Genomic DNA, 24,009 nt, shown 5'->3' with positions numbered 1-24,009 from the left:
GTGAAAGCGAAACGGAAGTTGGCTTATCCCCAGCCGCCGCCGCCTCCGCCTCCGCCTCCGCCTCGCCAAGGAGCAGGAGCGATCACAGGAGGTGCGGCAACAGGCTCTACCTCAACCGGCTTGATCACTTTTTTCGTCACCACCCGTTTGGGAGCGGCCTTGACGACCTTCTGCTCTACAGGTGTCCTGCGAACGACCTTCGGCGGTGACGTCTCCACCAGCGGCGTTGGTTCGGGTGGCATCAAGGACGTGCAGCCTGTGAGCCCCACCAGGATGCCGGACAGGGCTGTTCCGACGATTGCGTGCTTCAATGTCCTGCGCACCGTTTACCTCCTGATTGATTAAAACACGTCCCGACGCGGGTTGGCTTCTTCCCAGACCCGCCTGGCCGCGCCGACCAGTTGGTCGTCCAGCGAACCGGACGCAGGAATCTTCGATTTGAGTTCCCGGCGCAGCTGCTTCAACGCCGTCGTTTTCACCTTGGTGCCGAAATTTGCGAGGTTCGTCCGGGCCTCTGGCAGTTGGTTGCGAAAATCCAGCGCGGCCGCAAATGCAAGAAAGCGGACCGCGGTGGCCTGGTCGGCCTTTTCGCCCTTTTCCATTTCGAGAACCGCGCGATCGAATGCACCATACTCATCGCCCCGCATGGTCGCCATCTCGAACAGTCTTTGCGCTTCCGCCGGGTTGCGCTCCACGCCCACGCCGTCGCGGTACATGCGCGCCAGGTTGCTTGGAGCGTAGGGCTGGCCGAGTTCGGTGGCTTTCTGAAACAGGGCCAGCGCCGTTTTGGGATCTTTATCGACGCCCGCGCCGGACAGATAGTTCCGGCCAAGCAGGTTCATCGAATACATGTCCTGCCGCTCGACGCCAGCCTCCAGGAAGGCAACGGCACGGGCCTGATCTGCGGTCACACCGTTGCGGCCTTCGGTGAAGATCGCGCCGAGATCGTTCATGGCATATGTGTGACCCATCGCCGCCGCCTTGAGCAGCAGGTCCAGCCCCTTGGCTGTATCGGGCTCGACGCCGGAGCCATGGAACAAGGCTCGGCCCCACGACGTCATCCCATAGGGATCGCCCTTGTCGGCCGCAGCCGCGTAGAAGGTGTTGGCTTGCTTGCGGTCGACAGCCACGCCTGTTCCGGTCGCGTAGAGGTAGCCGAGTTCGAACACTGCGCGCACGTGTCCCCTATCGGCAGCCTGCTGGATGGCTTTCCTGGCCTGCTCCACCTTGCCGGCCGCAAGCAGCGCGCGCCCCAGTTCGTAGCGGAAGCGCGCGACATCGGGATATGCCTTCACCGCAGCCTCGCAGAGCTTCACCGCGTCGGCGCCGATTTCATTTGGCAGCAGGCCGGGGACGACGCCTTGAAGGTCGAGAGGTTCGCCGGCAGCCAAGTCGCACGGATCAACGGTTGGCGACACTTTCATTTTGGCGGGTTTGGACACTGCGCTGTCCGCCCGAATTTCGAAGGCGATCTCGACCGGTGCGCTGGCTCCGATCTGGGGTTCATAGCGCAGCCCCTCGACTTCACCGACCGTCAAGCTCGATTCGGGCGACAGGGCTCGATCCGGCAGGGAGAGCGTTCCCGTTGCCGGATAGCTGGTAACCTTCAGGCTGACCGCCGAATCGTCTGTCGGGAGGTCCAGGTTCAGAGCAACCGCGCCGATGCCGACCGGAACGTCGATCTCCCGGTTCTCGATCGCCTCGGCCGCACCAGTGACATGAATGCCGCGCTGCAGCACCTGCTGCTTCTGCTCGGCTTCGAGTGAGGCCATCACCTGTTCGCCCTGGGCTCCTTCGCCGCTCTTGACCCGGAACACCAGCATGCCCTTGGCTTCGCCGCCCCAATTGTCGCGTGCAGCGTAGGCCAGCATATCCATCTCTTCCGGCTCGCCAACTCCCTTGGGGACATCCATCTGCAAATGCGGCAGATCCTTGCCCTGGATCAGATCCCCGGCCTCGACAACCTTGCCATTCAGCATCAGACGTCCCAAGGCGGGCGGTCTTTCGATGCTGACGGTGATTGATCCGCCGTCGACCTCCACCGGTTCCGGGAGGTTGAGATCGACAGGCCCGACTCCCGACAACACGACTTTCTCCAACACGGGCGGCAGCGATGGGCGGCTGCTGCGACGCATCAGAACGACTTCGTCGATCAGCGAAGAGTTCTCCCAGGGAACCTGCAGGCCCTTGGTAGCCTCAACCACATCCCGGCGCACGGCCGCCATGACCGTGCGAATCTCCTGGTTCGGAGCCAAGGCCCGACGAGAAAACGCGAATGAAAATGGGCTGAGGTCGCCGGCGCCGTCGTAGGCAACCGCGCCGGGTTCGGTGGCGAAAGCGATCAGTGTATTCAGCGAGCTTCTTACTTCCGCAAGGCCGGTGCCGCTGGCGGTAAGAAGCTGGTCCCTGAGCCAATAGTCCTTGCGAGGGAATGGATTGTTGCGGCAGGCATCGAGGATGATCACCTGGATCTTCGATTTCGAACGCATCTGCTGCAGCACATCGTTCAGCTTGATTGCCTGGACCTCGACGTCCGCCGCATCTTTCAACGAGGCATCGACAGGGATCAGGAAATTTTCGCCGCCGATCTGAAAACCGTGACCGGAATAGTAGACGACAGCCACCTCCGCGCCGTCCACGGCGGCAAGATAGTTGCGGAACTGGTCTTCAAACTGCAGCTTTGTAAGATTGCTCGCGACGAAAACATCAAAACCAGCCGCTCGAAACGTGTTGGATACGTCCACCACATCTTTGGCCGGGTTCTTGAGGGCCGAGATTTCTTGGTAGTCGGAATTGCCGATTACAAAGGCGACCCTTCGTTCGATTGCAGAAGCCTCGAAAGTCGTGACGCTTGCGAGCATCAAGGCCGCAACGATTCCGCAACGTCGGAGCATGGCAAATCCCTTAAACGCTGTTACCTGGCGACCACAAGAACACAGCTTGCAGTGCCAAGGTCCGTTAGAGAGCATGCTATCTGCCGAGACAGGAAAGAGAGAACAGCCGTCGCGACAGCGGTATATTCCTCACTTGATCGAACCCTAAATTACATCAGAGCCCGAGTGTCCGCAATGATTGTCAAACGGTTTCTCAACCTCGGCTATTTGGACCCGTGGTCGATTTGGTCCCCTCTCGGACCACGCGCGGCTGGCATTCTGATCGTGGCAAGTTGCAGCTGGTTGTGGTCGGCGATGCCCCCAATAAAACACAGCTCGCGCGGGCGCACCTATGTTTCGCCCAGCGACGAACGTCAACTGCCGCCTGCCAGGCCCGACGGCCGCCCTGCACTCTTGCCTTCCGTCCACGCACCACGCGTCGGAGAGCGCCCGAGTTTTCCACTACTAATATCGGACTACCCCTGATTTTCTCTAGCCACCGTTTCCGAGACTCAATTAGCGTCTTCTTATGGAGCATCGGCACGCCATTCGAAGAATCAAGGATGGGCTTTGGGAGGTCTACGACATAGACGACGATAGGGTTGTCTTCGCAGACGGGGTGGCTCTGACAAATTTGCAGGACGACGAGGCACTCGACGCCTTGGAGTTGCTAAAGGGTGGATTCCTGGTTCCGAGCAGCGCTCCCAAGCCAGCTGACAGTTCCTTGGGGGATACCCTGAGGTCGACTACCCGCAAGATGAAGCACTGAAGGCGGATAGCTGACGCACAAAAGCGCCGCCGCTTGGCGGGCTTCGGCAGGTTTCGAAATTGCGCTTTTGGAAAGCCGGTGAACTACATCAGCCGATGCGTTGGCTCGTCGATCTGCCACCCTATTTCAGCGACGTCGCAGCCGCGATGCAGAAGGTATCGATCAATTTGCCCGCTCAAGGCTCAACGCGCCGCGGCGTCTCAAAAACGAAAAACTCTCCTTCGTTTGGTTGATGCCGGAACAATGCTCCGTCCGTAAGTTCGTACTGTATATTAGCAGGTGCTGTTATGAGGTTTTTGCCCGTTCAGGAACCGACCAACACATGGGCCGTATTCGATACCACCGTGGATGTGCCCGCGGACTTCGCTGGCACTTGCCTTATCGGCTTGACGCGGGAGCGGGCGGAGTGGCTCGCAGCGAGAGCCAATCAAGATGCATCGGTGAGAAGCAATTGGATCGGCCGGTTATCATCCCTGGAGCCTGAGCACGGCGTGATTCCATACGCAAATGTCAGAAATGGCTTACACCCGCAGGGAAGATTTCAGTGACGGACGAAGAGGCCGCTGCGTTGGCAGCCAGGAACCAGCAGCCTACGTAAGTCCGACATCACCAGCGAAACCGATGCAGCGATCGGTTGCCGGCGTTGAGTGAGGCTATCCCAGCGTGTCGCCAATGCACTCCCCGGTTTGTATTCCTGCCCGAAGGACCGCGGTTATTGCTGATCCGGCATCTCGGTATTTTCTTTGGGGTTCTTCTTGATCCCCGCGGCAGGCGAGGTGTCGGCCGGGGCGTTTCCCCCTTGGTTTTGTTCAGCGGCCCTTTCAAATGGCGAGGTGCGCCAGCCCATATCGGCATACAAAAAGCCAATGAGAAAGCCGACGATAATGATCGCTGCTATCACCAGCGAAAGTATAGCGTTACGTCGCTCCATGTCCGGCTCCTTCCTGCGAGCCGAACAGCCAGTATCGAAAATGGTTCCCATCTACCATGAATTGGCAAGATCAATGCCTTGCAGCATACGTTGCGCATCCAGGGGATGCGTAAAGCTGAAGGTCGTGGAACTTCGCACCTTGCCGGCGGTTGACATGCACGATTGATGGGCGGCGAGCGATGAGCCGCTCATAGTTCTCAGTCGCAGCAGGAAGGAGACAACATGGCCAACAAGAATACCACATCGAAGCCGGCAATTCGGCAGGCTAATGCCGACGGCTTGCGACATCCAAGGCGGGACGCCAACGATACGGATGCGGGAGCGAGACCGCCGACGCCAAAGACCGCTGGGACCTCGAAGCCATCGACTGCTCCGCTGGACAATCCGGTAGCGAACCGCAACGCCGGCCGGCCGCGCCAGTCAGGCACCACGCCACGGCCGACGGAAAAGCCGCTGGACTGAAAGGCGAGGCCGGGATCGTACGGGACGGCGGCTGCTTGTGCGGCGCTGTTCGCTTCAAGTTGAGCGGCACACCGCTACGGGTCGGGATCTGCCATTGTCAGGATATTTCGGCAATATGGGCGCGGTCGTCCTCGGCCCTGCGGCGACAGTCGAACATGCGTCCATGCATACCGAGGCGGCTGAGGCCGCGATCCTCGACGTCAATCTCAATGGGCGGCGGGTGTTTCCGATCGCAGACGAGCTGATGCGCCGCGGCGTGCCGTTCGTCTTTTTCAGCGGTGACGAGGACATCGTCATTCCCGAACGTCTGCGCCACGCCAGCAACCTTCGAAAATCGTCTGACAGCTTTGCCGTCTTCGATGCCTTGTTTCCTCCGGAAAGATCGGCCTTGGCGGGGAGCCCTCCCGTCAACTTGTCCGACAACGTCTTTTCACTTCTGCCGAAGCTCAGGCTCGTGGCGCGTCTGCTTCTGGGGGGACGTGGAGGCTTCCGACCGTCTGGTCGAGCGAACGCTGGAGCGCGCCATCGGCGAGATCGACAGGCGGCGGGCCGGCGTGTCGACCGAAGACTGGCTGAACGGCATCATGCGAAATGTCGCTAGATCGAGCGGGGCGAGCCTGTTGCACTGAGGCTGCGACCGTTCGGCACCTCCGAAGGGTTTAACTTATGAATTGTCCCATTTCGCGGCCAAGCGTCATTGTTTGGCGCCCGGCAAAGTTGGATACACCAAACTGAGGACAAAGCGCTCCAAGGGCCCGCCGCCCTTCGAGCAGCCTTGTCAGCCGTTCTTGCTCCGGTCGACAAATTTATTGAATCGGCTGGTTTTCCCCCCGCCGGTCTCGTCTTGGTAGAGGAAGGCCAAGTTGTTTTCGTCGAAGATCCGAAAGAACTCATCCCATTCGATGGCTTCGAACTCCTCCTCGGGCTCGCCAAAATCGATCCGCAGGATACCACCCTCGCCCTTGGTGCGTATAGTGGCAGGCCGCCCGCCTCGATCGTTGGCCCACTGGCGGATCTCGTCATGATCGGTAGTCGTCTTCGATTCAGACATCGGAATCTCCTTTCGATCCCAGATTTCGCAGGCGCATGATCCTCACCATCGGGTCTGCTTGCTATGCGGCGGAACCGGACGGCTAGATCATACCCGCTTTCCCGACTACGCGCCGGATGAGCGCCCTAACGCCAAGGAAGCTGCAATGTTCCGCCACGTCGGTTTGCGAGCCTCTCCAATCGATCTTTGTTGAAGCAGAGGGAACAAACCTTTTGCCAAACAGTTCGGGGCGCCAAGGCCAACTGCCTGAGGAGTTATCGTGAAACGCATACTGGTAACAGGAGGGTGCGGTTTCATTGGCCGCCACGTCGCCCAGGAACTCGTCGAACATGGTTATGCTGTCTGCATTCTCGATGCGCTGCTGGAACAGGTGCACGGCAGTGGGGCGATCGGCCTGCCAGCGGGAGCCGAACTGATCAAGGGCGACGTTCGCGATCGCGACGCTGTCGCCGAAGCGCTCCAGGGCGTCAACGCCATCATCCATCTGGCGGCCGAGGTCGGCGTCGGCCAGTCCATGTACGAGATCGCCCGCTATGTCGGCGCGAACGACCTCGGCACTGCCACCCTGCTCGAAGCGCTGATCAAACATCCGGTCGAGCGGATCGTTGTCGCTTCGTCGATGAGCGTCTATGGTGAGGGCCTCTATGTCACGCCAGGCGGTCGGCGCATCGACAATGCACGGCGGCAGGCTAACGACATCAAGAGCGGCCAATGGAATCCGCTGTCGGCGGCGGATGAAAGTCTGTCGCCCCTGCCGACAGACGAGGAAAAGCCGGTCGACCTCGCCTCTATCTATGCGCTGACGAAATATGCCCAGGAGCGCGCGGTGCTGATCTTCGGGGATGCCTATGGCGTCGACTCGGTGGCGCTGCGCCTGTTCAACGTCTTCGGCGCCGGACAGGCGCTTTCAAACCCGTACACCGGCGTTTTGGCGAATTTCGCTTCACGCCTCGCCAACGACCAGCGGCCCATGATTTTCGAAGATGGCGAGCAGAAGCGCGACTTCGTCCATGTGCGCGACGTCGCCCGCGCCTTCCGCCTGGCGCTGGAACAACGCCAGGCGCGCGGCCACGTCATCAACATCGGCAGCGGACGGGCCTATGCGATCAGCGAGGTCGCCCGGTTGCTCGCCGACGCTATGGGTGTGCCGGAACATCGGCCTGAAATCCTCGGCAAGGCGCGCGCCGGCGATATCCGCAATTGCTTCGCCGATATTTCGAAGGCGCGCGAACTGCTCGGTTTCGAGCCGCAGCACCGGCTGGAGGATTCACTCGACGAGTTCGTCGCATGGGTTCGCAACACGGTCGCCATCGACCGCGGCGCCGACATGAAACGGGAACTCGAAGAGCGGGGACTGGTATCATGAGGCCGGACGGGTTTCGTGAAGCGCCGGTTGCCATCGTCGGCGGCAGTGGCTTCATCGGCTCGAACCTCGCCGACAGCCTGTTGTCGGACGGGGTGCCGGTGCTGGTCATCGACAATCTCAGCCGCCCGGGCGTCGATCAGAACCTGGCTTGGCTGGCGCAGAAGCACGGCAATAAACTTGCCGTGGAGACTGTGGATGTGCGGGACGGAGACGTGCTGGCGCGGCTTTTGGCGCATTCCAAGGCGATATTCCATCTCGCCGCGCAGACCGCTGTAACCACTAGTCTCGTCCAGCCAAGTGAAGATTTCGACATCAATCTTCGCGGAACCTTCAACGTCCTGGAAGCGGCTCGCCGGAGCGGCAGACGCATTCCCGTGATCTTCGCCAGCACGAACAAGGTCTATGGCGGCCTGCCCGATGTCACAGTCCGCGAAGAGGACGATCGGTGCGTACCCTGCGACGGCGGCATCCGCGCCAACGGCATAGACGAGACCTGCGGTCTGGATTTCTGCACGCCCTATGGCTGCTCCAAAGGCGCGGCGGACCAGTATGTGCTCGATTATGCCAAGTCGTACGATCTGCCGACCGCGGTCCTGCGCATGAGCTGCATCTATGGACCGCGCCAGTTCGGCACGGAAGACCAGGGCTGGGTCGCCCATTTTCTGCTCAGCGCGCTTTCTGGCCGGCCGATCACGATCTACGGCAACGGCAAGCAGGTGCGCGACATCCTTCATGTCTCCGATGCTGTTGCGGCCTATCGCGGGGTACTTGCCCGGATCGAGGATATCAAGGGGCAGGCATTCAACCTCGGTGGCGGTCCGGGCAACGCCGTCAGCCTGCGCATGCTGCTCAAGCAGATCGGCGAGCTGACCGGGCGGAACCTCTCGATCCGCTACGACCGGGAACGCACCGGCGACCAGCCATTCTTTGTCGCCGACACCCGCAAGATAGAAGTGACGCTCGGCTGGAAAGCCCATGTGTCCTGGCGCGACGGCGTCCGTGATCTGGCCGATTGGCTCCAGCTTCATCGCCTCGAACCACATGCTGAAGCAGCGAGGTACGTGGCATGAAAGTCACCTTGGTCAATCCGTTCTGGACCTACGAGGACAGCATCTATTTCGGCTGCCGACAGCCACATCTGTCGCTGGAATTGGGCTACTCGAAAGCCTTGCTGGAGGCCGACGGCCATCAGGTGCTGATGCTGGACGGGCAAATCCAGAAGCTGGACAACGCAGCACTTGCCGATCGCGTCGCCGCTTTCGCTCCGGCCATGACGGTTGTCAGCACGGCGCCGACCTATTTGTTCTGGCGCTGCGCGCCGCCCGAGCTGCGCGTGCCTGCCGACTTCCTCAACAGCCTTGCCGGGCGCGGCGGCCGCACCGTGGCTGTCGGACCGCACAGCTCGGCGACGCCGGCGCCAACGCTGCGCAAGCTGGGCGTCGATGTCGTCGTGCGCGGCGAATGCGAAGAGGTCGTCGCCGAACTCGCCCGCAGTGACGATTGGAGAGCCGTGCCTCACACCGCTCATCTCTACGAGGGAAAACTTGTCGGCAATGGCGGCGTCCACGCCAGCTCGTTTGTCGGTCATCCGCCTCTCAGCTGGCCGTCCGACTGGATTGCCGCCCATTTGCACCATCACCACAGGTTCGACGACAATCAGATGGGCTTCGGAGCGGAGGTCGAGGCGTCTCGCGGCTGCCCCTACAATTGCAGCTTCTGTGCCAAGATCGATTTCCGAGACGCCTATCGCCGCAGGAACCACGATGCGATCATGGCGGAAATCGACCGGCTGATCGGACAAGGCGTCGGCTACATCTATTTTATCGACGAGATCTTCCTGCCGCAGAAGGCGCTGCTGGAGGCACTGGTCGATCGCGACGTCAAGTTCGGCGTGCAGACCCGCATCGATCTTTGGAAGCCGGAGCTCCTGGAACTGCTGGGTGCCGCCGGCTGCGTTTCCATCGAGGCCGGCCTCGAAAGCCTGACCGTGGAAGGCCGGGCCATGCTGGCAAAGCGTTGCCGGCTGGGCACCGAGGAACTGGCCGCGCTGCTGGTCAATGCACGACGTCACGTTCCGTTCGTCCAGGCCAATCTGATCGGCGTGATCGAGGACGATCCCGCTCTGGTCGATCATTGGCGCAAGCACCTCATCGACCGCGGTGTATGGGCCAATGAACCGGTGCCGCTCTATCCCTACCCCAGTTCGCCCAGCTATCGCGAGCTTTGGGGCGAGCCCGACGATCTCGCCTGGGAGCGCGCCCACGAGCATTACCTGGCCTCGTTCCGGACCTTCAGCGACATCCAGGAGAAGCGTCCGCGCGCGTTGGCCGAGTTGGAGGCGACATGTTGCAGTCGCTGATCCGCCGCCCGCGGCGAATCCTGATGACCGTCGACGCCGTCGGCGGCGTCTGGCGCTACGCGCTTGATCTGGCGCGGGAGTTGACCCACGGCGGCGACAGCATCGTGCTCGCCGGGTTAGGCCCGGAACCGTCCGAGGAGCAGGCGAAGGACGTGCAGGCTTTCGCGGCCCTGGCGTGGCTCAAGACACCGCCGGACTGGATGACGCGGAATGAGAGCGATCTGGAAAGATTGCCGCAGGAATTGCGCGCGCTTGTTTGCGATTGCGCGATCGACCTCGTCCATCTCAATGCGCCGACGCAGGCCGTGGGACTTGATGTGCCTTGCCCGGTCGTGGCGGTCTCGCATTCATGCGTTGTGACGTGGCTCCACGCCGTCAGGGGACAGGCTGTGGACGGCGAATGGGCCTGGCAGAAGGACCGCAACAGACGCGGTTTCGATTGGGCAAATGCCGTAATCGCGCCCAGCCGCAGCCATGCCGACATGCTCGAGGCCTGCTACGGGCCGATCGCCCGCCTGAGCGTTGTCAGCAACGGCACACGGCCGGGTCCAAAGGCAGAGACGCGCGAACCAATGGTTCTCGCCGCCGCGCGCTGGTGGGACGAAGGAAAGAACGCAGCTACGCTGGACCAGGCAGCATCGCTGACGACATGGCCGGTCTTCGCTGCCGGGCCGCTCGAGGGCGCCGATGGGCAACGCACCAGTTTCAGCAACGTCGCTCCTCTGGGTTCTGTCTGCCACGATGAAGTACGTCGGTTGATGGCGCAGGCCGGCATCTTCGTGTCGCCATCCGTCTATGAACCCTTTGGCCTTGCCGTACTGGAGGCAGCCACATCCGCAACACCTTTGGTGCTTGCCGATATCCCGACCTATCGCGAATTGTGGAACGGCGCGGCTATGTTCTACGACGCCCATGATCCACGCGATCTCGCCAGATGTGTCGATCGTCTCTCTGACGACGCCCAACATAGGCGCCGGCTCGGCGAAGCCGCCGCACGCCGAGCGCGCAAGTTTTCGCCGGCAAGGCAAGCGGCGGCCATGCACAAGATCTACGATCGGGCCGCCCTGGCCGTTGCGGAACGCTGACGATGCGGTTCCTGTTCTATACCCATTCGGTCGTTTCCGACTGGAACCACGGCAACGCACATTTCCTGCGCGGCATCATGCGGGAGCTCGTTGCACGCGGACATCAGGCGATCGCGCTGGAGCCCGCAGACGGCTGGAGCCGTTCGAACCTGCTGGCAGAGAAAGGACCCTTCGCGGTCGAGCGCTTCAGAAAGGATTTTCCGGAGCTGATGCCGGTGACCTACGACGCCTCCTTCGTCCATGAAGGCTGGATTGCCGGCGCCGATGTGGTGATCGTCCACGAATGGACTGACCCGGACCTTGTCGCGCGCATCGGCAGGGCAAAGGCGAACGGAGGCGGTTTCACGCTTCTGTTCCATGACACCCATCATCGCGCCGTCTCGGCGACGCAGGCGATCTCGGCTCTGCGGCTGGAGCATTATGACGGCGTGCTCGCCTTCGGCGAAGCGTTGCGGGAAAGCTATCTTCGCGCCGGCTGGGGCAAACGTGCTTTCACCTGGCACGAGGCGGCGGATGAGCGCCTGTTCAAGCCGCACCCGGAGATCGACCCTACATCCGACGTGATCTGGATCGGCAACTGGGGCGACGACGAGCGCAGTGCCGAAATCAAGGAATTCCTGATCAATCCAGTGGAAGAACTTGGCCTGGGTGGCACTGTTCATGGCGTGCGCTATCCGCGCGAAGCGCTCGCCGATCTTGCCGCCGCTGGCCTGGGTTACGAAGGCTGGATTGCCAATGCCGACGTGCCCAAGGCATTCGCGGCCCATCGCGTAACCGTCCACATTCCGCGGCGACCCTATCGGGAGAGCCTGCCCGGAATCCCGACGATCCGCATGTTCGAGGCGCTCGCCTGTGGCATCCCGCTCGTTTCGGCGCCTTGGACCGATGTTGAGCAACTCTTCAGGCCAGGCATCGACTTCCTTTTCGCGCGCGACGGATCCGAGATGTGCCGTCATCTTTGCGACGTGCTGGACGATGCTGACCTGGCTGCCTCTCTGGTGAAATCCGGCCTCGAAACCATCGGGAGGCGACACACTTGCCGGCACCGGGCGGATGAGTTGTTCGGCGTGCTCGCCGAATGCGGCAACCGCCAAGCCATCGGTCCCATCGCCATAGAGGAGACAGTCGCATGAAGATTGCATTTTATGGATCGAGCCTGCTGTCGTCCTATTGGAACGGCGCGGCGACCTATTATCGCGGATTGCTCAAGGCTCTTTCTCAGCTCGGCTACGAGATCACTTTCTATGAACCGGACGTCTACGACAGGCAGAAGAACCGCGATATCGAGGCACCAGACTGGTGCAACGTCGTCGTCTACGAGGCGACCCCGCATGCGCTGATGCAGGTGGCAGCAAGCGCACGCGAAGCCGACATCGTCGTCAAGGCGAGCGGAGTAGGCTTCGAGGACGAAGCGCTGCTGCGCGCCGTACTCGACCACGCCCGTACGGATGCGCTGACAGTGTTCTGGGATGTCGACGCACCGGCCACGCTGGGCCAATTGCGCGACGAGCCGGACCACCCCCTTCACCGCGTGTTGCGGGAAATCGACCTCGTCCTCACCTACGGCGGCGGCGATCCGGTCGTCTGGGCCTATCGTGCGCTGGGGGCTGCCGAATGCGTGCCGATCTACAATGCGCTCGATCCCGAAACGCATCATCCGGTCGCCAAGGACAAGCGTTTCGCTTGCGACCTTGCCTTCCTCGGCAACCGCCTCCCGGATCGCGAGGCACGCGTCGAAGCCTTCTTCCTCGACCCGGCCAGCCGTTCGGGCGATCAGCGCTTCCTGCTCGGCGGATCGGGTTGGGGTGACAAGCAGCTTCCGGCAAATGTCGCATGGCTCGGCCACGTCGGGACGCGCGACCACAATGCGTTCAACGTCACACCCAAGGCGGTGCTGAACATCAGCCGCGACAGCATGGCCGCCAACGGCTTTTCACCTGCCACGCGCGTCTTCGAGGCTGCGGGCGCCGGCGCATGCCTCATCACCGACGCCTGGCTTGGCGTCGAATTGTTCCTGATCCCTGGCGAAGAGATCCTGGTGGCGCGCGACGGCGACGATGTCGCCGAAATCATGCGAACCCTCACACCCCAGCGGGCAAAGGCGATCGGCGCATCTGCGCTTCGGCGTGTTCTCGCCGAGCATACTTATGCGTTGAGGGCAGCCGCGGCCGACGCCGTTTTCAGGCGTCATTTCGAGCGTCCCACCGTGGAGGCAGCAGAATGACCAAGCGGCTGGATATCGTCTTTCTTGGCCTGTCTTTGTCCTCTTCATGGGGAAACGGCCACGCCACGACTTTTCGCGGGTTGCTGAAGGGCCTGCACGAACTAGGCCATCGCATCACTTTCCTCGAGCGCGATGTGCCATGGTATGCAAACCATCGCGATCTACGCGACCCGGATTTCTGCACGTTGCGCTACTACGAAACGACGAACGATCTTCGTCGGACGTATGCTCGCTGCCTGCAGCAGGCCGATGTCGTGGTGGTTGGGTCCTTCGTTCCGGAGGGGCGAGCCGTTATCGACATCGTCGCGTCCTTGTGCACGGGCCAGTTCTGCTTCTACGACATCGACACGCCGGTCACGCTGGCAAAGCTCGCCGCGAATGATTGCGACTACATATGCCGACGGCAGATTCCGTATTTCGACGTCTATTTCTCATTCACCGGCGGGCCAACGCTCGCCCGTTTGGCGGCGGATTTTGGTGCACGGCGCGCCGAGCCGCTCTACTGCTCCGTCGACCCGGAGCGGCATCGCCGAACGTCCGATCCGATCTGCTGGGACCTTGGCTACCTCGGTACTTACAGCTCGGACCGGCAGGCGACGCTGGATGCTCTCCTGCTCGAACCGGCAAGACGCATGCCGGACCGTCGCTTCGTCGTGGCCGGCTCGCAATTCCCGTCCGAGACCGTCTGGCCAAGCAACGTCGATCGCATCGAGCACTTGCCGCCGGCAGACCACGCCGCCTTCTACAGCCGCCAGCGCTACACATTGAACGTCACACGCAGCTCCATGGTAGCGGCTGGGTGGTCTCCCAGCGTACGCCTCTTCGAGGCGGCTGCCTGTGCCACGGCGATCATCAGCGATCGCTGGACCGGTCTGGATAGCTTCTTTCCGACAGCCACGATCAATACGGCCGGCCAAGCGGAAGAGGTGATCGATATCCTGTCCAGGCAATCCGACCGCGTCAGGCTGGCTATGGCCAAGCGAGCGCGCGCGACGATCCTGGCATCACATACTGGCGCCGCGAGAGCTCGCGAATTCGTTTCACTGCTGGCGCGGCCAAGATCGGCACGTCCAGCTCTCGATCTGGACATCGAAAGTGCAGCATGACTGGCAGACAGGAGAAAATAGAGATGCGGCAATCAAGAAGGACGCAACGGACCAAAACGGCGCTTGTCGCCGGCGGCGCGGGTTTCCTCGGTTCGCATCTTTGCGAAAAACTGCTTCAGACCGGGTACCGGGTGACCTGTGTCGACAATTTTCTTACCGGCCGGATGGAAAACATGGTCTCGATGATGGACCGTCCTCGTTTCCGGTTGATCGAGCAGGATATTTGCCGACCATTGGATCTTGCTGAGCCGGTGGACCGCATTTTCAACCTGGCGTGCGCCGCATCGCCGCCGCGCTATCAAGCCGATCCGGTTCATACCACGCGAACCTGTGTGATCGGAACGCTCAATCTGCTTGAGCTTGCCGCCCGAAATAATGCGCGCTTCCTTCAGGCATCGACAAGCGAAGTGTATGGCGATCCCGAACAGCACCCGCAAAGGGAAGACTATGTCGGTCATGTGAACTGCACCGGTCCTCGTGCCTGCTATGACGAGGGCAAGCGAACCGCCGAAACCTTGTGCTTCGATTATTTGAGAACCGAGATGGCCGACATCCGGGTCGCGCGCATCTTCAACACCTATGGTCCGAGGATGGATCCTGCCGACGGCCGGATTGTCTCGAACCTGGTGATGCAGGCTCTCGAGAAGAGACCACTGACGATATTCGGCGACGGGCTGCAGACCAGGTCGTTCTGCTATGTCTCCGATCTGGTTGACGGTCTGGTCCGTCTTATGGATGTCGATCTTAATCCGCGCCAACCGGTCAATTTAGGCAATCCCGGGGAATTCACCATTCTTCAACTGGCTGGATTAGTGAGAGATATGACCCATAGCAACTCGGTCTTCAAATTCCTGCCACTGCCGCAAGACGACCCTCGCCGGCGGCAACCGGACATTTCCCGAGCAAAAACCCTTCTGGATTGGTCGCCAAAGGTGCCGCTCAGGCAAGGCCTGATGCAGACGATCAGCTATTTTATGGAGCTCGAAGCGAGCCGCAACGAGGATCGAATTCCCCCAATTGCGCCAAGCGTGAGGTCCGCTTCAGGCCGACTGCAAAACTTGCCGGCCTCAAGTCAGGGAGAGCTGTGCGCTCGGACGGCCATGTGAGACCGTGGCGTCCGAACGCGCGCTACACTTTTTGTCATTATGGGAACATCCAGCCGAGCTCGCCGTTGGGCGAAGATACCGGCATGGAGAACCGACCCGTGCATCGAAAACGATCCGCCAAGGACATCGAGCAAATGGCCGAAAGGGAAACGGCTGCCTTTCTGAGACGTGCCTCGATCACCTACCTTGAATGCTGTGTGAGCCTGATGATGACGCACCTCGAGCGCGAGGAAGTGGCCACCATCCTCGAAAAAGAAGCGGATATGCTGCGACGGCTCGACTGAGGCTTGCGGCGCTTAGGCCCAGGCAGCCTCAAACAGCGCCAGCTTTAATCGGCCATGGAGTTCGTGATTTTTCCAGGTCGCAAGGAACATTCCCGGCAGCTGGCAGTTCGGCGCGAGGAACTTACCTTCAACAGCGATGGCGGCAGTTTCGTGGGATCGAAAAAGGTACGGATTGGAATAGCCGGCGTCGGCAATTGCGCGTCTTCCCTTGTCCAGGGCCTCTCATATTATCGGGACGCCAGAGGTAATGAGCCGATACCGGGCCTGATGCATGCCGATCTTGGCGGTTATCATGTCGATGACATCGAGGTCGTCTGTGCTTTCGACGTCGCCAAGGGCAAAGTTGGGCGGGATGTGGCGGAAGCCATATACAATGCGCCCAACAACACCTTCCGCTTTGCCGATGTCGAAGCAACCGGCGTTCGCGTCGAGCGCGGACCAACGCTCGATGGAATCGGTAAATATCTACGCGACGAAATCGAGGAGGCAGAAGAGCCGGTCGCGAATGTCAGCGCGCTGCTGCGGGAAAGCGGCGCTGACGTATTGGTCTCATATCTGCCGGTCGGCTCGGAAGAGGCTACGCGTTTTTATGCCGAATGCGCGCTCGAGGCCGGCTGCGCCTTCGTCAACTGCATACCGGTTTTTATCGCGTCGCGACCGGAATGGCGCCAGCTCTTTGAACAGCGTGGCCTGCCGTTGATCGGCGACGATATCAAAAGCCAGGTCGGCGCGACGATCGTGCACCGGCTGCTCGCTAATCTGTTCCGCGAGCGCGGCGTCCGCATCGACCGCACCTATCAGCTGAATTTCGGCGGCAACACCGATTTCCTCAACATGCTGGAACGCGAGCGGCTGGAATCGAAGAAGATTTCCAAGACACAATCCGTAACCAGCCAGCTCGACGTTCCCCTGGAGGCCGGTAACATCCATGTCGGCCCCAGCGACCATGTGCCTTGGCTTACCGATCGAAAATGGGCCTACATCCGCGTCGAAGGCACGACGTTCGGCGGCGTGCCGCTGAATGCAGAGCTCAAACTGGAAGTGTGGGATTCGCCCAACTCCGCCGGGGTCGTTATCGATGCTGTCCGCTGCGCCAAGCTGGCGCTCGACCGCGGCATCGCGGGAGCGCTGACCGGCCCTTGCAGCTATTTCATGAAGTCGCCGCCCGAGCAGTTCACCGATGCCGAGGCACGCCTGCGCACGCTGTCTTTCATCGCCGGTAGGGACGAGCCGATGCTCGATGCCGCGGAATGACGACGACATTCTTTTTGATCCGCCATGCGGCGCACGACAATGTCGGCACCTATCTTGCCGGACGCATGGCCGGAGTTTGCCTTGGCGACACCGGCAGGGCACAGGCGTTGCGCCTGGCCAGCCACATGGCACCGAAGCCGTTAGCAGCCATCTGTTGCAGCCCGCGCGAACGAACATTGGAAACCGCAAAACCGATCGCAATCGCCTGCAGTCCCGATAAGATTACAATCTGCCAAGAGCTCGATGAGATCGACTTCGGCGCGTGGTCGGGAAAGACTTTCGAAGAGTTGAACCAGGACGCCGACTGGCGGGTGTGGAACAGTCGGCGTCAGCAGGCGAGGACGCCGGGCGGCGAGACCATGCTGGACGTGCAGCAACGTGTCACCTCGCTGATGCAGCAGCTTCGCAAACGCTACCAGAACCAGTCCGTGGCACTGGTCAGCCATGCCGACGTGATCAAGGCCGCCGTCTGCAAGGTGCTCGGCTTGCCGCTGGGAGACTGTTTTCGCTTCGATATCGATCCTGCTTCGATCACCACGGTCGTATCCGGTGACTGGGGCTCCAAGCTGATCCGATTGAACGAAGCCGCCTGACGAGGACTGCCGGATGCGAATGGTCATTTTCGGTCTCACCGTCACCTCCTCGTGGGGAAACGGACACGCGACGCTGTGGCGCGGCCTGATCCGGGCGCTGGGCGGGCTGGGCTGGTCCGTCACCTTCTTCGAACGCAACACTCCCTATTATGCCGGGGCGCGCGACCTTGATCATCTCGATGGCGGCAACGTCGTTCTCTATCCGGACTGGGAAGACATTCGCCATGTCGCGGAACAGGCTATCGGGCAATCGGACGTCGTCATCGTCACGTCCTATTGCCCCGACGCCGTGGAGGCATCGCGCCTGGCGCAGCAGACCTGTCGCGGGCTGAAAGTTTTCTACGATCTGGACACCCCGGTCACACTCGCCCGGATCGAACAAGGTCTACGACCGGCGTATTACGGGCCCGAAGGCCTTCGGGATTTCGACCTCGTCCTGAGTTATACGGGGGGAACCGCAATCGATGCGCTGAAAACTCTGCTGGGTGCGCGCCGTGTCTTGCCTCTCTATGGTCATGTCGATCCCGAGCGACACCGGCCAGCAGAGCCCCGGGCTGAATTTGCCGGAGATCTATCCTATCTCGGAACTTATGCGGCTGATCGCCAGGCCGGCGTCGAAAAGCTGCTGGTCCGCACGGCAGCGCGCCTGCCGGACCACCGTTTCGTCATCGGCGGCGCCCAATATCCGCACGAATTTCCGTGGGGCGAAAACATCTTCTTTGTCAGGCATCTTCCGCCTGCGGATCATCCGGCCTTCTTTTGCTCATCGCGTCTGACGCTGAACGTGACCCGCGAGGCGATGGCCAAGAGGGGCTGGTGTCCTTCGGGCAGGCTGTTCGAGGCGGCAGCCTGCGGCGCGGCGATCGTGAGCGACACCTGGCCAGGCCTGAGCAGTTTTTTCCAACCCGGCAGCGAGATCATCCTGGCGGACACCACCGACGACGTGGTCGCGGCAGTCTGCTTGTCCGACAGCGACGTCGACGCAATCCGGCGCCGTGCGCGCGAGCGGGTATTGGACGAGCACACCTCTGCGCAGCGCGCCAGGGAACTGGACCGCCTCCTGTCCGATGCATTGCAGGGCTTGACGGCGGACGAGCCGTTGAAGGAAGCAATCTGATGTTGGGCATCGTGCCCGCTGCCGGCCGCGGCAGCCGTATTCAACCGCTCGGCTTCTCGAAGGAGCTCCTGCCGGTCGGCAGCCGCGTCGACGGCCAGACCGAGCGCCCGTGCGCGGTGAGCGAATATCTGGTGCGTCGCATGGTGCGCAACGGTGTCGACAAAATCTGCTTCGTCATCGGATCGGGCAAATCGGACATCCTCGAATACTATGCCGCCGGCTACGGCGACGCCGCCGCACTGTTCGTCGTACAGCCCACCCCCGTCGGTCTTTGCGATGCGATCTTCCGCGCCGCCCCGCTCGTCGCACCGGACGAGACGGTTCTGATCGGCCTGCCCGATACGATCTGGTTTCCGGAAGATGGCTTCTGCCGCCTGCCGGACGACCGGCTGTCGTTTCTACTCTTCCCGGTGGATCACCCCGAACTCTTCGATGCCGTCGTTCTCGACCAGGGCGACCGAGTGAGGGAGATCCAGGTCAAGCAACAAGACGCCGCATCGAACTGGATTTGGGGCGCGTTCAAGATGCCGGGCCGGATACTTCACCAGCTTGCCGCGCTTTGGCGCGAGCGGGATCAAAGCGACGAATATGTCGGTACACTCATCAATGCCTATCTGGCGGCCGGCGGTGAGGCTTACGGCGTCAAGGCAGGCACCGCCTATGTCGACGTCGGCACTTTCAACGGCTACCGCACGGCACTTCGGCTGCTTGAGAACAACGACACTACGTTTGAGGACCCGAAAAACCTCATGTTCGCGCTGCGAGGGCAGTCGCAGTTACCAAGCCATCCAGGCGAAGGAGGCTAGCCATGCTGCATTCGAACGCCGAAATCCGTCGCCGCATCGATGCCCTTGGCCCGTGGTTTCACAATATGGAGCTGGCAGGCGTCGAAACCGCCCCCGACCATTTCCTCGGCAATTACCCGTTGATCAAATGGCGCAAGTTCGCCGACGCCATTCCTGCCGATCTGTCCGGCAAGGCCGTGCTCGACATAGGCTGCAACGCCGGCTTCTACTCGATTGAGATGAAACGACGCGGCGCCGGCCGCGTCCTCGGCATCGATTTCGATGAAGCCTATCTGGCGCAGGCGCGCTTCGCCGCCGAGATCGCGGACTGCGACATCGAATTCCAGCTACTGTCGGTCTACGACGTCGGCGCGCTGCGGGAGAAATTCGACATCGTCCTGTTCATGGGTGTGCTGTATCACCTGCGCCACCCCCTGCTCGCTCTCGATCTGATCCGGGAGCACGTCGCCGGCGACCTGATGATCTTCCAGTCCATGCAGCGTGGCAGCACCGAACTGCCTGCACTCGATGAGAATTATCCTTTCTGGACACACGATCTGTTCGACCGGCCCGAGTTTCCGAAGCTGCATTTCGTCGAGCATCGCTATGCCGACGACCCGACCAACTGGTGGATTCCCAATCGCGCGTGCACCGAAGCGATGCTGCGCAGCGCCGGCTTCGAGACCGTGCTGCACCCGGAGCAAGAGGTTTATTTCTGCCGCGCCGCCAACGAACCGGCCGGTGGCGGCGCCGCCTACCCGTCGAAAGGACAACTTCATGATTGAAGCTGCGATGATCTGGAACGAGCCGAACAACAAGTCCCATTGGGATCCCGAACTCGACCCCGACTGGAGCCGCTTCGCCGATATGGCAATACTGGCCGCCGATGCGATCGCAACGGAAAACCCCACCGTAACCAAGATCCTGGGCGGCATTTCGCCGATCGATGCCGATTTCATGGCGCTCATGAAGCAGTATGGCGCGCTGGATCATGTCGATGCTGTCGCCGTGCATGGCTTCCCGCTCGACTGGAACCTCTGGCAGATTCAGGAGTGGCCCCAGAAGATCGCCGAGATTTCCACCGTCACCGATCTTCCTGTATGGGTCAGCGAAGTCGGTGTGTCGAGCTTCGGTGCCGAGGAGGTGCAGCTATGGGGCTTGCGCCGGACCGCCGAACTGCTGCTCGGCAACGCCTCTCGCATACAATGGTACAGCCTCTACGATCTTCCGCGCGAATGGGGGGCAACGACACGCCATCGCGAGGCGGAAGGCTCCTCCTACTATCGCCACTTCTACATGGGCCTGCTACGCGAAGACGGTACGCCCAAACCCGCGCTCGAGGAATTCCTGCGTTACACGCCCGAAATGGGACTGGTGCAATGGTTCCACTTTGAAGATCCCCGGCTGGATGACGCCGTCGCCTGGATGAAGCGGCTGGGCGTCACCAATCTGCGCACCGGACTTTCCTGGGCCGATAGTTTCAGGCCGAATGCGCTGGACTGGTACGACCGGCAGATGGAAGCGCTTGCCGACTTCGACGTGACCATCACCTTCTGCTTCACTCCCGAGCACCGCGGAGTGATGCCGCATCACACCAGTCCGCCGCTAGTGCCGGAGGAATTTGCCGAATTTTGCGCGACGATGACCCGCCGCTACGCTCCCGCCATGGCTGCCTCGCCAGTCAGAGCGGTGCGGGCTTCGGCAGCATGAGTGAGCAATGCAACACGCACCTGACAGATCCGGAACGATTGCCGAATTCGCGGCCCTGTTGACAGGCGCTGCCCCGCACGGCTCTGACGGTGCTGAAATCATGATCGTTGTCGCGCATCCGGATGACGAGACTATCGGCATCGGCGGACATCTTGCCGGATTGCGCGGATCTCGCATCGTGCATGTCACTGACGGCGCGCCGCGAGACCTTGATGACGCGCGAGCGTACGGCTTCGAGACTTGGCAGGACTACGCCGAGGCCCGCCATAGGGAATTGGAGACGGCGCTGGCGGCAGCGGGATTTCCGTCGACGGCCATGATCAGCCTCGGTTATCCTGACAAACAAGCCGCCGGGAATCTTGGCTCGCTCGCACGGGAGCTGACCGGCCTTTTGGCCGATCGCAATGTCAGTTTCGTCTGTACGCATCCTTATGAAGGCGGTCACCCCGATCATGACGCGACGGCCTTTGCCGTACATGCGGCCTGCCATTTGCTGCGCCGCGATGGACGCCCGGCGCCGGCCATCGTCGAAATGGCGTTCTATTGCGCCGGACCTGAGGGCGCAGTCCTCCAGGATTTCAACAGCGATCCCGGCGGTGAGTGCATCGAACTCCACCTTACGGAAGCGGCCTTCGAACGGAAGCAGTGCATGCTGGCCTGCCACCGGACACAGCAACGGACGCTGGCGCCGTTTACGGCGCGCGTTGAACGTTTCCGGGTGGCGCCCACCTATGATTTCCTGGCGCTGCCGAACAACGGCAAGCTCTTTTACGAGGCGCTGCCGCTCGGCTTCGAGCCGGCGGTTTGGCTCCACGCCGCGGCCGCTGCACATGAGGAGCTTGGGCTCGGCCGGCCATGACCCTCACCGTCCTGAACGTCGCCTACCCTCTCGCGCCAGTCGGCCCGGATGCGGTTGGCGGTGCCGAGCAGGTGCTGTCGATGCTCGACCAGGCACTCGTGCGCGCGGGACACGGCTCCATCGTAATCGGTTGCCAGGGCTCCAAAGCAGCGGGCGTCCTCATCGAGACACCTGCTGAACCAGGCGTGCTCGACGATGGGGCGAAAAAACGGGCACAGCGCTCCCACCGCGCAGCGATAGACGTCGCACGCGCCCGTTGGCCGATCGACGTGGTTCATCTGCACGGCATCGATTTCGATGCCTATCTGCCTGACCATGGCCCGACGCTTGTAAGCCTGCACCTGCCGCTCGATTGGTATCCGTCCGATGCTTTGCGCCCAATCCGTGACGATCTATGGCTGCACGCCGTCTCTGCGGCCCAACAGAGGACCGCGCCGCCGGGTGCCAAACTGGCTGCGCCCATTCCAAACGGCGTCGATATCGACGCGCTGAGCGGTCGGCAGTCCAAGCGCAATTTCGCACTGGTGCTCAGCCGCATCTGCCCGGAAAAGGGCATCCATCTTGCACTGGATGCGACCAAACAGGCTGGTGTGCCGCTGGTCATCGGCGGCAAGGTCTACCCCTATGAAACGCACACTCTGTACTTTCGTGATGAGGTCCAGCCGCGCCTCGACAAGCAGCGCCGCTTCCTCGGTCCGCTCGGCTTCACCGCCAAACGGCGCTTTCTCAATGCCGCCCGGTGCCTGGTCATTCCCAGCCTTGCCGCAGAAACCAGTTCGCTTGTCGCGATGGAGGCGCTGGCCTGCGGCACGCCGGTTGTCGCCTTTCCAAACGGCGCGCTGCCGGGCGTGGTCGAACACGGCAGGACGGGCTTTCTGGTCAATGACGTCCATGAGATGGCGGGAGCCATCGTCGCAGCATCCCGCCTGGATGCCGAGATATGCCGGGCCGAGGCGCGGCGGCGCTTTTCGCTCGACCAAATGATTTCGTCTTACATGGACGCGTACCATGCGCTGGCAGAGCTTGGTGCCGGCCGCAGTCCGGTGCAGTGAGCGGTTTTCATGCTCCGCTCTGAGATCATCGACGATCCGGCCGCCCTTGAGGCCCTGGCGCCGCGCTGGCGGGAGCTCTGGGCGCACAGCCGGACGGCGACGCCATTTCAATGCCCCGCCTGGCTGGTGCCGTGGTGGCGCACATTCGCGCCCGGAGAACTGGCGACGATCGCCGTCTGGCGTGGCGACGATCTGGTGGGATTGGCGCCGCTTTATCTAGAACACAGAACTTCTGGTTCGAAACTGCTTCCGGTCGGGATTTCGTTGAGCGACTATCTGGATGTCCTGTGTTTCCCCGGCATCGAAGCGGCTGTCGCCGCCGTCATCGCCGACCGGGTTCTTGCGCTCAATTGGTTGCAATGGATTTTGCCAGACCTACCGGCGGGTGCCGCGGGTCTCGCCATAACGCACCCTGCGCTGGAGGCAGGTCAACTCGTCGATCACGCTGCTTGTCCCGTGCTCTCGATTGCCGGGGACGAGGCGCTGGCGGTCTGCGTTCCGGCGCGGCGAAGACGCCAGTTGCGCCGCGCACATAAAGCCGCATGCAGGCGCGGCTGCGTTTCCATCATGTCGGCGCAAGCCGATCCCAAAACGTTCTTGGATCACCTGATCCGCCTTCACGGCGCGCGCTGGGCCGGGCATGGCGATGGCGTGCTGGCCGATCCGGCTGCAGAAGAATTCCATCGGCAGGCGCTTCCCCTGCTTGCCGCACAGGGCCTTATCCGATGCTGGCTTGTTGCTATCGATGATGCGGTCGTCGGCGCCTACTACGGATTTCATCATCGCCACCGCGCCTACGCCTACCTTGGCGGTTTTGATCCGGCCTATGCTGAGGAAAGTCCCGGCGCAATCCTCATCGGCCACGCGATTGCCGAGGCGGCTCGTGAAGGGGCGCGGGAGTTCGACTTTCTGCGCGGCCAGGAAACCTACAAATACGGCTGGGGCGCCGTCGACCAATGGACAATGCGAAAGGTCTGGACGCGGAGCATCGCTCAATGAGCACGACTGAACGAAAGCCATCGC

24 protein-coding genes and 1 pseudogene are annotated in these 24,009 nt (G+C 61.7%); 21 read left to right on the top strand and 4 right to left on the bottom strand.

Features of this window, described 5'->3' with window-relative positions; translation table 11 throughout:
* Positions 1 to 341 precede the first annotated feature (341 nt).
* The gene (locus EN807_RS18990) at positions 342 to 2,861 is read right to left on the bottom strand and encodes a caspase family protein (RefSeq protein WP_246684218.1); all 2,520 of its coding nucleotides are present in this window, start codon (positions 2,859 to 2,861) and stop codon (positions 342 to 344) included.
* A 1,493-nt stretch (positions 2,862 to 4,354) separates the two neighbouring features.
* Complete coding sequence (locus EN807_RS18975) at positions 4,355 to 4,573, bottom strand: hypothetical protein (RefSeq protein ID WP_029356209.1); 219 nt, start codon at positions 4,571 to 4,573, stop codon at positions 4,355 to 4,357.
* 222 nt (positions 4,574 to 4,795) lie between these two features.
* Here EN807_RS18975 and EN807_RS18970 point away from each other — a divergent pair, with 222 nt between their 5' ends.
* On the top strand, positions 4,796 to 5,035 hold the full coding sequence (locus EN807_RS18970; RefSeq protein WP_127317172.1) for a hypothetical protein: 240 nt from the start codon (positions 4,796 to 4,798) through the stop codon (positions 5,033 to 5,035).
* Between the two features lie 14 nt (positions 5,036 to 5,049).
* A pseudogene (locus EN807_RS36655) lies at positions 5,050 to 5,139 on the top strand (GFA family protein); the annotation flags it as partial.
* Here the strand turns inward: EN807_RS36655 and EN807_RS35590 are convergent.
* Positions 5,133 to 5,351 carry a hypothetical protein gene (locus EN807_RS35590; RefSeq protein ID WP_189522505.1) on the bottom strand — a complete coding sequence of 73 codons (219 nt, stop codon included), beginning with the start codon at positions 5,349 to 5,351 and terminating at the stop codon, positions 5,133 to 5,135. The pseudogene EN807_RS36655 and the gene EN807_RS35590 sit on opposite strands and share 7 nt — an antisense overlap.
* Before the next feature lie 163 nt (positions 5,352 to 5,514).
* Between EN807_RS35590 and EN807_RS35585 the strand changes: the two genes are divergently transcribed.
* A complete protein-coding gene (locus EN807_RS35585) occupies positions 5,515 to 5,664 on the top strand; it encodes a hypothetical protein (RefSeq protein WP_189522504.1) in 150 nt (49 codons plus the stop codon).
* 149 nt (positions 5,665 to 5,813) lie between these two features.
* Here the strand turns inward: EN807_RS35585 and EN807_RS18955 are convergent, their stop codons facing one another.
* Complete coding sequence (locus tag EN807_RS18955; protein WP_135936219.1) at positions 5,814 to 6,086, bottom strand: hypothetical protein; 273 nt, start codon at positions 6,084 to 6,086, stop codon at positions 5,814 to 5,816.
* A gap of 259 nt (positions 6,087 to 6,345) precedes the next feature.
* On the opposite strand from EN807_RS18955, the gene EN807_RS18950 reads away from it, so the two are divergent.
* The 18 genes from EN807_RS18950 (at position 6,346) to EN807_RS18865 (ending at position 23,985) form a co-directional block, all read left to right on the top strand.
* Entirely contained in the window at positions 6,346 to 7,452 is a 1,107-nt protein-coding gene (locus EN807_RS18950; RefSeq protein ID WP_135936218.1) for an SDR family NAD(P)-dependent oxidoreductase, read from the top strand.
* Positions 7,449 to 8,522 (top strand): NAD-dependent epimerase/dehydratase family protein, encoded by a 1,074-nt coding sequence (locus EN807_RS18945; protein ID WP_135936217.1) that lies wholly within the window; start codon positions 7,449 to 7,451, stop codon positions 8,520 to 8,522. The genes EN807_RS18950 and EN807_RS18945 overlap by 4 nt, the downstream gene beginning before the upstream one ends.
* Positions 8,519 to 9,811 (top strand): TIGR04295 family B12-binding domain-containing radical SAM protein, encoded by a 1,293-nt coding sequence (locus tag EN807_RS18940; RefSeq protein ID WP_135936216.1) that lies wholly within the window; start codon positions 8,519 to 8,521, stop codon positions 9,809 to 9,811. Before EN807_RS18945 ends, EN807_RS18940 begins: the two co-directional genes overlap by 4 nt.
* Positions 9,796 to 10,896, top strand: coding sequence for a glycosyltransferase family 4 protein (locus tag EN807_RS18935; protein ID WP_135936215.1), 1,101 nt, complete (start codon positions 9,796 to 9,798; stop codon positions 10,894 to 10,896). The genes EN807_RS18940 and EN807_RS18935 overlap by 16 nt, the downstream gene beginning before the upstream one ends.
* Before the next feature lie 2 nt (positions 10,897 to 10,898).
* Positions 10,899 to 12,029 (top strand): glycosyltransferase, encoded by a 1,131-nt coding sequence (locus EN807_RS18930; RefSeq protein WP_135936214.1) that lies wholly within the window; start codon positions 10,899 to 10,901, stop codon positions 12,027 to 12,029.
* On the top strand, positions 12,026 to 13,120 hold the full coding sequence (locus tag EN807_RS18925) for a glycosyltransferase (RefSeq protein WP_135936213.1): 1,095 nt from the start codon (positions 12,026 to 12,028) through the stop codon (positions 13,118 to 13,120). The genes EN807_RS18930 and EN807_RS18925 overlap by 4 nt, the downstream gene beginning before the upstream one ends.
* Positions 13,117 to 14,226 carry a glycosyltransferase gene (locus EN807_RS18920; RefSeq protein WP_127317162.1) on the top strand — a complete coding sequence of 370 codons (1,110 nt, stop codon included), beginning with the start codon at positions 13,117 to 13,119 and terminating at the stop codon, positions 14,224 to 14,226. The genes EN807_RS18925 and EN807_RS18920 overlap by 4 nt, the downstream gene beginning before the upstream one ends.
* Before the next feature lie 23 nt (positions 14,227 to 14,249).
* Positions 14,250 to 15,332, top strand: coding sequence for a UDP-glucuronic acid decarboxylase family protein (locus EN807_RS18915; RefSeq protein WP_135936488.1), 1,083 nt, complete (start codon positions 14,250 to 14,252; stop codon positions 15,330 to 15,332).
* 65 nt (positions 15,333 to 15,397) lie between these two features.
* The gene (locus EN807_RS18910; RefSeq protein WP_189522526.1) at positions 15,398 to 15,616 is read left to right on the top strand and encodes a hypothetical protein; all 219 of its coding nucleotides are present in this window, start codon (positions 15,398 to 15,400) and stop codon (positions 15,614 to 15,616) included.
* Positions 15,617 to 15,766: 150 nt separating this feature from the next.
* Entirely contained in the window at positions 15,767 to 16,870 is a 1,104-nt protein-coding gene (locus EN807_RS18905) for an inositol-3-phosphate synthase (RefSeq protein WP_065006871.1), read from the top strand.
* Positions 16,867 to 17,463: a histidine phosphatase family protein gene (locus EN807_RS18900; protein WP_127317160.1), complete on the top strand. Its 597-nt coding sequence runs from the start codon at positions 16,867 to 16,869 to the stop codon at positions 17,461 to 17,463. The genes EN807_RS18905 and EN807_RS18900 overlap by 4 nt, the downstream gene beginning before the upstream one ends.
* A gap of 13 nt (positions 17,464 to 17,476) precedes the next feature.
* Positions 17,477 to 18,580, top strand: coding sequence for a glycosyltransferase (locus EN807_RS18895; RefSeq protein ID WP_135936212.1), 1,104 nt, complete (start codon positions 17,477 to 17,479; stop codon positions 18,578 to 18,580).
* Positions 18,580 to 19,386, top strand: coding sequence for a sugar phosphate nucleotidyltransferase (locus EN807_RS18890; RefSeq protein WP_189522503.1), 807 nt, complete (start codon positions 18,580 to 18,582; stop codon positions 19,384 to 19,386). Before EN807_RS18895 ends, EN807_RS18890 begins: the two co-directional genes overlap by 1 nt.
* 2 nt (positions 19,387 to 19,388) lie before the next feature.
* Positions 19,389 to 20,150 carry a TIGR04290 family methyltransferase gene (locus EN807_RS18885; protein WP_135936211.1) on the top strand — a complete coding sequence of 254 codons (762 nt, stop codon included), beginning with the start codon at positions 19,389 to 19,391 and terminating at the stop codon, positions 20,148 to 20,150.
* Complete coding sequence (locus EN807_RS18880; RefSeq protein WP_135936210.1) at positions 20,143 to 21,075, top strand: beta-xylosidase; 933 nt, start codon at positions 20,143 to 20,145, stop codon at positions 21,073 to 21,075. Before EN807_RS18885 ends, EN807_RS18880 begins: the two co-directional genes overlap by 8 nt.
* Before the next feature lie 7 nt (positions 21,076 to 21,082).
* Positions 21,083 to 21,934 carry a PIG-L family deacetylase gene (locus EN807_RS18875; RefSeq protein ID WP_135936209.1) on the top strand — a complete coding sequence of 284 codons (852 nt, stop codon included), beginning with the start codon at positions 21,083 to 21,085 and terminating at the stop codon, positions 21,932 to 21,934.
* Positions 21,931 to 22,986 (top strand): glycosyltransferase, encoded by a 1,056-nt coding sequence (locus EN807_RS18870; RefSeq protein WP_127317155.1) that lies wholly within the window; start codon positions 21,931 to 21,933, stop codon positions 22,984 to 22,986. The genes EN807_RS18875 and EN807_RS18870 overlap by 4 nt, the downstream gene beginning before the upstream one ends.
* A 9-nt stretch (positions 22,987 to 22,995) precedes the next feature.
* The gene (locus tag EN807_RS18865; RefSeq protein WP_135936208.1) at positions 22,996 to 23,985 is read left to right on the top strand and encodes a GNAT family N-acetyltransferase; all 990 of its coding nucleotides are present in this window, start codon (positions 22,996 to 22,998) and stop codon (positions 23,983 to 23,985) included.
* The last annotated feature ends 24 nt before the right edge of the window (positions 23,986 to 24,009 follow it).

The sequence above is a fragment of the Mesorhizobium sp. M5C.F.Ca.ET.164.01.1.1 genome (assembly GCF_004792125.1).
Lineage (GTDB): Bacteria > Pseudomonadota > Alphaproteobacteria > Rhizobiales > Rhizobiaceae > Mesorhizobium > Mesorhizobium wenxiniae.
The sequence above is the reverse complement of the archived record's forward strand: the minus strand, read 5'-3'. Positions and strand labels throughout refer to the sequence as shown.